At 45.8% G+C, this 9,614-nt stretch carries 11 protein-coding genes; 9 read left to right on the top strand and 2 right to left on the bottom strand.

Features of this window, described 5'->3' with window-relative positions; genetic code table 11:
- Window positions 1-235 precede the first annotated feature (235 nt).
- The gene (locus HMPREF3179_RS05745) at window positions 236-862 is read left to right on the top strand and encodes a 2OG-Fe(II) oxygenase (RefSeq protein ID WP_036559475.1); all 627 of its coding nucleotides are present in this window, start codon (window positions 236-238) and stop codon (window positions 860-862) included.
- 99 nt (window positions 863-961) lie between these two features.
- On the top strand, window positions 962-1,747 hold the full coding sequence (locus HMPREF3179_RS05740; RefSeq protein ID WP_036559472.1) for a TlpA disulfide reductase family protein: 786 nt from the start codon (window positions 962-964) through the stop codon (window positions 1,745-1,747).
- On the opposite strand, the gene HMPREF3179_RS05735 is transcribed toward HMPREF3179_RS05740, so the two are convergent.
- Window positions 1,744-2,025 (bottom strand): hypothetical protein, encoded by a 282-nt coding sequence (locus HMPREF3179_RS05735; RefSeq protein WP_036559470.1) that lies wholly within the window; start codon window positions 2,023-2,025, stop codon window positions 1,744-1,746. The genes HMPREF3179_RS05740 and HMPREF3179_RS05735 overlap by 4 nt on opposite strands.
- A gap of 237 nt (window positions 2,026-2,262) precedes the next feature.
- On the opposite strand from HMPREF3179_RS05735, the gene HMPREF3179_RS05730 reads away from it, so the two are divergent.
- The 4 genes from HMPREF3179_RS05730 (at window position 2,263) to aspS (ending at window position 6,232) form a co-directional block, all read left to right on the top strand.
- The gene (locus tag HMPREF3179_RS05730; RefSeq protein WP_036559467.1) at window positions 2,263-2,628 is read left to right on the top strand and encodes a hypothetical protein; all 366 of its coding nucleotides are present in this window, start codon (window positions 2,263-2,265) and stop codon (window positions 2,626-2,628) included.
- A gap of 137 nt (window positions 2,629-2,765) precedes the next feature.
- Window positions 2,766-4,055, top strand: a complete 1,290-nt coding sequence (locus HMPREF3179_RS05725) for a putative Na+/H+ antiporter (protein WP_036559465.1) — start codon at window positions 2,766-2,768, stop codon at window positions 4,053-4,055.
- Window positions 4,056-4,147: 92 nt separating this feature from the next.
- Complete coding sequence (locus HMPREF3179_RS05720; RefSeq protein WP_036559463.1) at window positions 4,148-4,366, top strand: FmdB family zinc ribbon protein; 219 nt, start codon at window positions 4,148-4,150, stop codon at window positions 4,364-4,366.
- A gap of 69 nt (window positions 4,367-4,435) precedes the next feature.
- Window positions 4,436-6,232: an aspartate--tRNA ligase gene (aspS, locus tag HMPREF3179_RS05715; RefSeq protein WP_036559461.1), complete on the top strand. Its 1,797-nt coding sequence runs from the start codon at window positions 4,436-4,438 to the stop codon at window positions 6,230-6,232.
- A gap of 67 nt (window positions 6,233-6,299) precedes the next feature.
- On the opposite strand, the gene HMPREF3179_RS05710 is transcribed toward aspS, so the two are convergent.
- Window positions 6,300-7,055 carry an SDR family NAD(P)-dependent oxidoreductase gene (locus tag HMPREF3179_RS05710; protein WP_018025957.1) on the bottom strand — a complete coding sequence of 252 codons (756 nt, stop codon included), beginning with the start codon at window positions 7,053-7,055 and terminating at the stop codon, window positions 6,300-6,302.
- Between the two features lie 160 nt (window positions 7,056-7,215).
- On the opposite strand from HMPREF3179_RS05710, the gene HMPREF3179_RS05705 reads away from it, so the two are divergent.
- From HMPREF3179_RS05705 to HMPREF3179_RS05695, 3 genes are read left to right on the top strand one after another with little or no spacing between them, the layout of a single operon-like run.
- On the top strand, window positions 7,216-8,013 hold the full coding sequence (locus HMPREF3179_RS05705; RefSeq protein ID WP_070470002.1) for a 3-hydroxybutyrate dehydrogenase: 798 nt from the start codon (window positions 7,216-7,218) through the stop codon (window positions 8,011-8,013).
- Window positions 8,014-8,046: 33 nt separating this feature from the next.
- Window positions 8,047-8,928, top strand: a complete 882-nt coding sequence (locus tag HMPREF3179_RS05700; RefSeq protein ID WP_018025955.1) for a KPN_02809 family neutral zinc metallopeptidase — start codon at window positions 8,047-8,049, stop codon at window positions 8,926-8,928.
- A 5-nt stretch (window positions 8,929-8,933) separates the two neighbouring features.
- Window positions 8,934-9,581, top strand: coding sequence for a site-2 protease family protein (locus tag HMPREF3179_RS05695; protein ID WP_036559459.1), 648 nt, complete (start codon window positions 8,934-8,936; stop codon window positions 9,579-9,581).
- Window positions 9,582-9,614 lie beyond the last annotated feature (33 nt).

Below are 9,614 nucleotides of genomic sequence, written 5' to 3'. Positions count from 1 at the left end.
CCCTGAAAGCTAACGCTCTCAGGGGTTTTTGCTGTCCGCTAACTATGAATACTTAGGGATGTTTTAGACGTATCGCTAGCTTTGGTGCGATTAGCTATTGCCTCCACAAATAAAACTATACAAAACATACCCTGTCGCTATAAAATTATTCTCCGCTTTTAATTGTTGTCACTCGATCTAGTTAGCTTTATGGCGATTAAGATTTAGCTCGACAGCGTAGTCACAGGGTTTTAGCATGCCAACTTTTGATGCCATTTTAACTGCTCTAGAAACTGAGGGTTGTTTTATCAGTGATGAGTTATTATCTCCAGCCTTGCTGCAATCATTATTAATAGAGGGTCATCAACGCTGGCAACTGGGTCAGTTTCACGATGCTCGTGTTGGACGTAAGCAACAACTCGCCTTGGCTGCGGATATTCGCGGTGATTCCATTCTTTGGTTAGATGCACATGATAGCTATCAAGCCTCACAGGAAATATTTGCATTTACTGAGTTATTGCAACAGGCATTTAATCAGTATTTTTTTATGGGTTTAAAGCAAGTTGAATTACACTATGCGCGCTATGCATCAGGTACGGGCTATAAACGTCATATTGACCAGCATCATGACACTACCTTTAGAAAAATAACCATAGTCATTTATTTAAATCCGGATTGGACAGCGGAAGACGGTGGTGAATTGCTGATCTATGATCCTTTTAATCCTGAGCAAACGCTGTTTCGTGTTTTACCTATCGCCGGGCGCATCGTGATCTTCCGTAGTGATCTCTTTGAGCATGAGGTATTGCCTAGCAGCAAAACACGCTGGAGCGTAACGGGCTGGTTTCGTGATGATGAAAACTTTTTCGGTTTTGCAGCTTGAATTCTAGACAATAATCTAGCAGTGACCTAAAAAACCATATGCTAGCTTAGTAATCGCTACACTATAGTCTTGTACTAACACAGTTTCCTTAGTAATCATATGGTGATAGGCCCTTTTTTGTTGCCACCGATGGTTTTTGCGACGCTTATCGGTGTGCTAGTATTAATGCTCATTGGATCGCTACTAAAGCGCTTGATAGACCCACAATTTGATACCTGGGTTGGCATTGCTCTGGTTGCTACCTTTTTAGCAGCTAGAGCTGGCTTTGTGTTAAGGCATTGGGATAGTTATCAGCAAAATCCTTTACGCTTTTTTTATATTTGGCAAGGTGGTTTTGATAGTCATTGGGCTATCGTTGCGGCAGTACTGAGTCTCTTCTTTTTAAGTGCTTGGCGTTATCGGGCAATCGCTGCTGCTGCTTTACTGGTAGCAGGTTCTGCTATTTATCTCGCCTTTAGCCTGACGCCTAAAGCGGCTTCCACACAGCTAGCGGATATTCAGCTAGTTAAGCTGCAGGATGAAGCTGTTAATCTCGCAGCGCATGCTGATGATAAGGTGGTGCTTAATCTATGGGCAACATGGTGCGCGCCCTGCCATCGTGAGATGCCGATGCTGCAGCAGGCGATTACAGATTATCCTGAGCTGCAGTTTTACTTAATTAACCAAGGTGAAACTGAGACGGTGGTGAGGGACTATTTAACAAGGCACGATTTACAACTACAGGATTCGGTTGTATTAGACCCCACCCAAGCGATAGCAAGTTATTATCAGACACTAGGCACGCCTGTGACGCTTTTTTTTAATCAGAATAGGTTAGTGGCTACGCATGTGGGCGAGATCAGTGCTGAGCTACTTAGTGATTATGTGCAAGCGATAAAGCACTAATGTAATCGCATGCTCGTACCGAAGCTGTATTGCAGGGTATTAAGGTAATTGTCTGTGCTTGCTTCGCCAGTATCCTCAGCTAATTCGTAATAGTCATCACAACCTGACAGATGATGGCCGCCACTTTCCTCAAGGGGGATACCCTCAAGTAAGAGTTTATTACCCGGTAGTTGCTTATAGTTAATGATCTGACCGGGTTTAATTTGCAAATGGCTCAGCAGCTCTTCTTTTAATTGGACTTGGCCGTAGGCGCCAATAACCATATAGCCTTTTTTCATGGTGTATCTCCCTAATAATGATTGTAGTCAGCAGTTAACTGCTTGGAAAGGCTTGCAGTCATGTTTTATTGTGCTCAGAACGTGTTGCAGGGACAATACACAGAACTACATATATTATTCATCAGTAGGACAAAAAAAGCCGTCCTCATACATAGCGCTCAGTCTTAGGTATATGATGAAGTGAGTGTTATATAAGACTTTGAATTTATTTGATAATTTCGATGTAGGGTAGTAGGCATGATAGCAAGCAGAAAGGAGTCTATTGATAAGCGTTTAGTACTAATTCATCACACGGGTGATAGACTATATCCCTTTAAAAAGTGCTTTAGACAGACGGGTAGTTTTGGTTATGTGGTGACCCCTAAGGGGCGGCGTGAGCGTAATGGCGATGGACTTTATTTACAAAGTTTGGAGGAGGTGATTCCCTATTTCTTTTATAAAGGTTATAGCTTGGCTGCAACGACGGATACTAGGCCGACCAGTGCGGGTGAGCGAATTGGTGCCTTTACGATTACTGGCACAGCAATCGTGGCCTATGAGATCGCTGAGGAGTTGAGTCATTTGGTGGCTACTGCACCGTTTCAACCGCGTTATGTTTTTTAATTTTTACGCTTAGAACTGTCTTAGTGCTAACGATGGCTGTTTATTTTTCCAAACTGGTTTAAAATCGAACGCTTGCGTTGAAATTTAAAATTACATTTGATAAATTTTAGATGAGATTTATTTTTGGAGCCTAAAGCATGCCAACCTCAATTGAGTTATTAGCAACCGTATTATTCGGTCTTGCGATTATTCATACATTTACCGTCCCTATTTTCGCCAAAATTGCTCATAGACCAGGTCCTCACCAGGGGCTTTGGCACTTGTTATCCGAGGTTGAGGGCGTGTTCGGGCTGTGGGCGACCATCTTTTTGGTGATTATGGCGGCCACTGGCGGTATTGAGTCTGCTGTGCATTATATGGATGGTCGTAATTTTACCGAGCCGCTCTTTGTATTTGCCATTATGGTGATTGCGGCAAGCCGTCCTATTTTGGATCTGGTGCAGCGTATTGTGCGCTATTTGGCGCGAGTGCTGCCGTTGCAGACTGAGGTGGCGCAGTTCTTTATTACCTTGAGTTTAGTGCCTTTAGCTGGCTCAATTATCACCGAACCTGCGGCTATGACTTTAGCAGCGTTGATGCTCAAAGAGGGTTATTTCAGTCGAGCACAGAGTGTAAAGTATAAGTATTTGGCCCTGGGTGTGCTCTTTGTCAATATTTCCATCGGTGGTGTGTTGACTGCGTTTGCGGCGCCACCGGTATTAATTGTGGCTAACACTTTCGGTTGGGACAGCTTGTTCATGTTAACAACTTTTGGTTGGAAAGCGGTAATTGCTGTCTTTATTAATGCGGTCGCCATCACCTTTATTTGTCGTCGTGAAATTATTCGCACGGCGCGTATTCCTATCACTAAAGAAACACGTATTGAGCGAGGCGGGGTGGCTGAACGAGCCGAGGTTGTGCCTGCCAGTGTGATTTTAGTGCATTGTCTATTCTTGCTTGGGGTGGTATTTTTCTCCCATCATCCGCATATCTTTATGGGTATGCTGATGCTCTTTATTGGTTATTGTACGGCCTATAATCGCTATCAAAACCCCTTGCTGATTAAAGAGGGCTTGATGGTCGGCTTCTTCTTGGCTGGTCTTTTGATATTAGGTGGGATGCAGCAGTGGTGGTTGCAGAGTTTATTGGCCGGTTTAGAGCCGTTGGTGTTATTTGTGGGTTCAACGGCATTGACTGCAATTACTGATAACGCAGCCTTAACTTATTTAGGTTCTTTGGTTGAGGGTACCAGTCCCGAGTGGCGTTATATGCTTGTGGCTGGTGCGGTCAGTGGTGGTGGTTTAACCGTGATTGCTAACGCACCTAACCCGGCCGGTTTCTCTCTCTTAAGAAGAAGTTTCCCTGATCAGGCCATTGCGGCACAGTATTTATTATTAGCTGCATTAGGTCCGACCTTGGTTGCTTCCTTGCTGTTTGTCTTATTATAAATCTTGCGCTTAAAGCGCTACCTTAAGGAGGAAAAAGGGCTAAAATATAGCCCTTTATTTCCTTTTTAGCGATTGCTGTTAGAGAGTTTGTTGTGCCTATTTATGTCTATCGTTGCGAACGTTGTGGTGCAGAAAAAGAATTGCTGCAAAAGATGTCCGATCCTCCTTTAACGCATTGTGATGCCTGTGATCAGGAGACCATGGTGAAGCAGGTCACTGCGGCTGGTTTTGAGCTAAAGGGCACTGGTTGGTACGTGACTGATTTCCGTGATAGCGCTAAGCCTAAATCAGGCGGCTCGTCTGAGAGTTAATCAGACACCCTTTATTTATCATTTAGTTATTCTACTAATAAAACGCATTTAAGCGATTTCGGAGCAAATATGAAACGCACCTGCTATACAGGTCAGGTTGGACTAGATCAATTAGATCAAACAGTTACTTTATTCGGTTGGGTTCATCGTCGACGTGACCACGGCGGCGTTATCTTTATTGATTTGCGTGACCGCGAGGGTTTAGCGCAGGTGGTATGTAACCCTGAAAATAAAGACACCTTTAGTATCGCTGAGGGTATTCGTAATGAGTTCTGCTTAAAGGTGACCGGTGTTGTACGCCGCCGCCCTGAGGGTACGGTTAATCCGGATCTTAAATCGGGCGAGGTCGAGGTAGTGTGTGAGGCGATTGAGATTTTAAATCCATCGATTACCCCGCCGTTCCAGTTGGACGATGATAATTTATCCGAGACGATTCGTTTGACTCACCGCGTGATTGATTTGCGCCGTGAGGTGATGCAGAAAAATCTGATGTTACGCTACCGGGTTTCCATGGAGGCGCGTAAGTTTCTGGATGCTCTGGGCTTTATTGATATTGAAACACCGATGCTTACTAAGAGCACGCCTGAGGGCGCACGTGACTATTTAGTGCCGTCACGGGTTAATCCGGGTGAGTTCTTCGCTTTGCCACAGTCACCGCAGTTATTTAAGCAGTTATTGATGGTTGCCGGTTATGACCGTTATTATCAAATCACGAAGTGCTTTAGAGATGAGGACTTACGTGCCGACCGTCAGCCTGAATTTACTCAGATAGACTGCGAGGTTTCTTTCCTTGATGAGGAGGAAATTCGCGAGATCTTTGAATCGATGCTCCGTCATATCTTCAAGGAGGTACTGGCCGTTGAGCTGCCGAATCCTTTCCCAACCATGCCTTGGACGGAGGCCATGCAGCGTTATGGTTCGGATAAGCCTGACTTGCGCGTGAAGCTTGAGTTCACTGAGTTAACTGAGGTGATGAAAGACGTTGAGTTTAAGGTGTTTAGCGGTCCTGCCAATACTGACGGTGGTCGTGTGGTAGCGCTCAGAGTGCCTGGTGGTGCAGCGCTATCTCGTAAGGAAATTGATGACTATACGCAGTATGTTTCTATTTACGGCGCCAAGGGTCTGGCGTGGATTAAGGTAAATAGTGTTGCTGAGGGTCGCGAGGGCTTACAATCACCGATTGTTAAAAATATCCACGATGCTGCCTTGACTGAGATCTTAAAGCGTACCGGTGCGACAGACGGTGATATTTTATTTTTCGGAGCGGATAAGGTCAAGGTGGTGAATGATGCCATTGGTGCCTTGCGCGTGAAATTAGGTCATAGCGATTTTGCCAAGGAGCATGGCTTATTTGACGCTGGCTGGAAGCCTTTATGGGTGGTTGACTTCCCAATGTTTGAATACGATGAAGAGGATCAGCGCTACGTGGCTGCACACCATCCCTTTACCAGTCCCAAAGATGGTCACGAAGACTTTCTTGAGTCCGACCCTTCAAAAGCCTTTGCCAAGGCCTATGATATGGTCTTAAATGGCTGGGAGATTGGCGGCGGCTCAGTGCGTATTCATCGCTCAGATGTACAAAAGAAAATCTTCAAAGCACTTAAACTGAGTGATGAAGAGATTCAAGCGAAATTTGGCTTCTTGGTTGAGGCCTTACGTTATGGTGCACCACCGCATGGTGGTTTAGCCTTTGGTCTGGATCGTCTAGTGACAATCATGGCTAATGCACCGTCAATTCGTGATGTCATTGCCTTCCCTAAGACTCAGCGTGCTCAGTGCTTATTGACCAATGCGCCGTCTGAGGTTGATGAAAAGCAGCTACGTGAATTACATATTCGTTTACGCAAAAAAGCTGAGCAGCAGTAAGTTATTCTCACTGCGCTAAGTCAAACCGCTAATTCTATCGTGTCAGAATTAGCGGTTTTGTTTTATTTTAGGCTTTGCGAGTCACCTTGAGGCCGCCATAGCTTTGCGCCACTGGCATCAGCTCCATGGTGTTGATATTTAAGTGCTCGGGTTGGGCGATGAGCCAGGAAACGATATTGGCAATATCCTCTGGGGTCACAAAATCAACCTTATCGTAAAGGGCCTTGATCTTTGCCTCGTCGCCATCAAAGCGCACATGAGAAAACTCAGTGCCGCCGCAGAGACCAGGTTCAAGATTTGTCACGCGCACGGCGGTACCGGCTAAGTCGGTGCGTAAATTAAGGCTGAATTGGCGTATAAAGGCTTTGCTGGCGCCGTAGATATTAGCACCCTCATAAGGCCAAGTACCTGCGGTTGAACCCATATTAATAATCAGACCACGATTACGCTCCACCATGCCTGGCAGGATTTGATGCGTGACATAGAGTAGGCCGTTGATATTGGTGCTAATCATTTGCTCCCAATCGTCTAAGTCGGCCGCTTGTGCCTTGGCTAGTCCCTTGGCCATGCCGGCATTGTTAATTAACACATCAATCACTTTAAGCGCCGATGGCAGTTGATTAATCGCTTCAATGACTGCCTCTTTGGATTGAATATCAAAGACAAGTGGGTGTAAATTACTACCGAGTTCCGCCCGTAGGGCTTCAAGGCGATCGGCACGACGCCCGCAGGCAATGACAGTATGACCTTGTGTGATCAACTGCTGACTGATCGCCTTACCAAAACCGGCGGTAGCACCGGTAACAAAGCAGATTTTTTTCATCGTAGTAGTTATTTGTTGGTTAAGGTTAAAAGCTGAATAAAGATTTACGTTATTGTCGCATCTTAAGGTTTGATAATAACGGTTAACAGTACTAAGATAGTGAGGAATATTTTATTCTACAATTATTTTTTTCTTATAAGCGAGAGATGGAGGATGATAGATGGTTAAGGCAAGCTATTCTTTAGCGGGGCAAGTCGCGTTAATTACGGGTTCTGGTAGTGGTTTGGGTCGTAATCTAGCCCTTAAGTTTGCGGCAGCGGGTGCGGCGGGCGGTGTGGCTGATTTAAATTTGGCTGCTGCACAACAAGTTGTTGAGGAAATTGAGGCAGCCGGTGGTCGTGCCTTGGCAATTGCGATGGATGTGACTAGTGAAGACGAGGTGAATAAGGGGGTTGAGGCCTTAGTGCAGGCCTTTGGTGCGATTGATGTCTTGATTTCAAATGCGGGTATTCAAATCATTGAATCCATTGATAAGTTTGAGTTTTCTCAGTGGAAGAAAATGCTAGCGATCCATTTGGATGGTGCATTTTTAACGACAAAGGCAGTGCTCAAGCATATGTACAAGGATAATCGCGGCGGCACCGTGATTTATATGGGCTCGGCACACTCGCATGAAGCCTCAGTGTTAAAAGCGCCTTATGTCACGGCAAAGCATGGGTTACTCGGTTTAAATCGGGTATTGGCCAAAGAGGGTGCAGCGCATAATGTTCGTTCCCATGTGATTTGTCCAGGTTTTGTGCTCACACCGCTGGTTGAAAAGCAAATCCCCGAGCAAGCACAGGAATTGGGTATTAGCGAGGAGGAAGTGGTTAAAAACGTGATGCTTAAGAATACGGTGAATGGTGAGTTTACGACGCTTGATGATGTCAGTGATGCGGCGTTGTTTTTGGCTACTTTCCCAAGTCATGCCTTGACGGGACAGTCTATTGTGGTGACAAATGGTTGGCACATGCATTAATTTGCAGGTTTTTTAGGTATTAAGGGGTTTATTATGAGGCTTGGCGGTAGAAGACAGAGTCGCAATGTGGAGGATCGTCGCGGTCAACGCGGCGCCGGTGGTATGGGTGGTGGGATACCCATTTTTCGTGGGGGTAAGCTCAGCCTTGGCACGATTGTGATTGCGCTAGTCGCTTGGTTGGCTTTTGGCGTAAACCCCTTACAGCTGCTTGGCGGGATGAGTGCCTTGGAGGTTGATCAAAGTACGGTTTCACATCGTGGCAGTACTGGTGAGTTAACAGATGCCGAGGGTGTTTTTGTGTCTAAGGTGCTAGCGACAACTGAGGATATTTGGGCTGAGCAGTTTAGGCAGCATCAATATGGTCGTTATAAAGAACCGCGTTTGGTTTTATATAGTGGTGCTACTCGTACCGCCTGTGGCTTGGGTCAAGGGGCGATGGGGCCTTTTTATTGCCCTTCGGATCAGACGGTGTATTTGGACTTGGAGTTTTTCCGCGAGACGGGTAAGCGCATGGGAGTACGCGGTGAGTTTGCCCAAGGCTATGTGATTGCGCATGAGGTCGGTCACCATGTACAACAGATTTTGGGTGTTTTAGAGCAGACCCAACGGGCGCAACAACGCAGCAATCAACGACAGGCCAATCAAATCTCTGTATTGACGGAGTTGCAGGCGGATTGTTTTGCCGGTATCTGGGCACATGAGTTGGCTAAGCAGGGTGATACGATTGACGAGAAAGATATTCGTGATGCGATGAATGCCGCTGCGGCAGTCGGTGATGACCGGATTCAGCGTAATACGCAGGGCTATGTGGTGCCTGATGCCTTTACACACGGTTCTTCAGAGCAGCGTGTGAGTTGGTTTACACGTGGTTTTAAGACGGGCAGTATTGAAGCTTGTAATACCTTTGCGAACTAGTGCTTATGGATATTCAATCAACACTCAAACTGGTCACGGTGTATGCCATTCCAGTGATCTTTGCCATTACTTTACATGAGGCGGCCCATGGCTATGTGGCAAAACGCTTTGGCGATAATACGGCTTATGTGTTGGGCCGTGTAAGCTTAAATCCGGCGCGTCATATTGACCTTTTTGGTACCGTGATTTTTCCGCTATTGACCTTATTTTTGGGCGGTATGCTCTTTGGTTGGGCCAAGCCGGTGCCGGTAAATCAGGGGCAGCTAAGAGAGCCACGGCGTCATATGATTTGGGTGGTCTTGGCTGGTCCCGCAGCAAATTTTTTAATGGCATTGCTGTGGGCGTTGCTGTTGCGCATTTTGTTTTCAATGGGTGAAACGCAGGGCTTTTTATGGGAGGTCTCGCGTGCGGGTATTTCCATTAATCTGATTTTGATGGTCTTGAATTTATTGCCAATACCGCCGCTGGATGGTGGTCGAGTGTTGATGAATATTGTGCCTTTAAAAACAGAAAATCTGTTGGCACGTATTGAACCTTATGGGATTTGGATCTTATTGGCGCTGTTGTTAACTGGTGTGATTCAACCAGTGATTGGGGCTGGGATTAATTTTTTCTTTGAGCTGATTCTTAAAATTGTCTTTTTTAAGCTTTAGTATAAAGGCAATGACATTGAATACGAAGTAGCA

This window comes from Oligella sp. HMSC09E12 (assembly GCF_001808505.1).
GTDB classification, from domain to species: Bacteria; Pseudomonadota; Gammaproteobacteria; order Burkholderiales; family Burkholderiaceae_B; genus Oligella; species Oligella urethralis.
This window is presented reverse-complemented; position numbering and strand designations above follow the sequence as displayed.

Bases quoted from the DNA above. Each gene is read 5' to 3' on its own strand.
- HMPREF3179_RS05745 (WP_036559475.1), top strand. From the start codon at position 236: ATGCCAACTTTTGATGCCATTTTAACTGCTCTAGAAACTGAGGGTTGT.
- HMPREF3179_RS05740 (WP_036559472.1), top strand. From the start codon at position 962: ATGGTGATAGGCCCTTTTTTGTTGCCACCGATGGTTTTTGCGACGCTT.
- HMPREF3179_RS05735 (WP_036559470.1), bottom strand. From the start codon at position 2,025: ATGAAAAAAGGCTATATGGTTATTGGCGCCTACGGCCAAGTCCAATTA.
- HMPREF3179_RS05730 (WP_036559467.1), top strand. From the start codon at position 2,263: ATGATAGCAAGCAGAAAGGAGTCTATTGATAAGCGTTTAGTACTAATT.
- HMPREF3179_RS05725 (WP_036559465.1), top strand. From the start codon at position 2,766: ATGCCAACCTCAATTGAGTTATTAGCAACCGTATTATTCGGTCTTGCG.
- aspS (WP_036559461.1), top strand. From the start codon at position 4,436: ATGAAACGCACCTGCTATACAGGTCAGGTTGGACTAGATCAATTAGAT.
- HMPREF3179_RS05710 (WP_018025957.1), bottom strand. From the start codon at position 7,055: ATGAAAAAAATCTGCTTTGTTACCGGTGCTACCGCCGGTTTTGGTAAG.
- HMPREF3179_RS05705 (WP_070470002.1), top strand. From the start codon at position 7,216: ATGGTTAAGGCAAGCTATTCTTTAGCGGGGCAAGTCGCGTTAATTACG.
- HMPREF3179_RS05700 (WP_018025955.1), top strand. From the start codon at position 8,047: ATGAGGCTTGGCGGTAGAAGACAGAGTCGCAATGTGGAGGATCGTCGC.
- HMPREF3179_RS05695 (WP_036559459.1), top strand. From the start codon at position 8,934: ATGGATATTCAATCAACACTCAAACTGGTCACGGTGTATGCCATTCCA.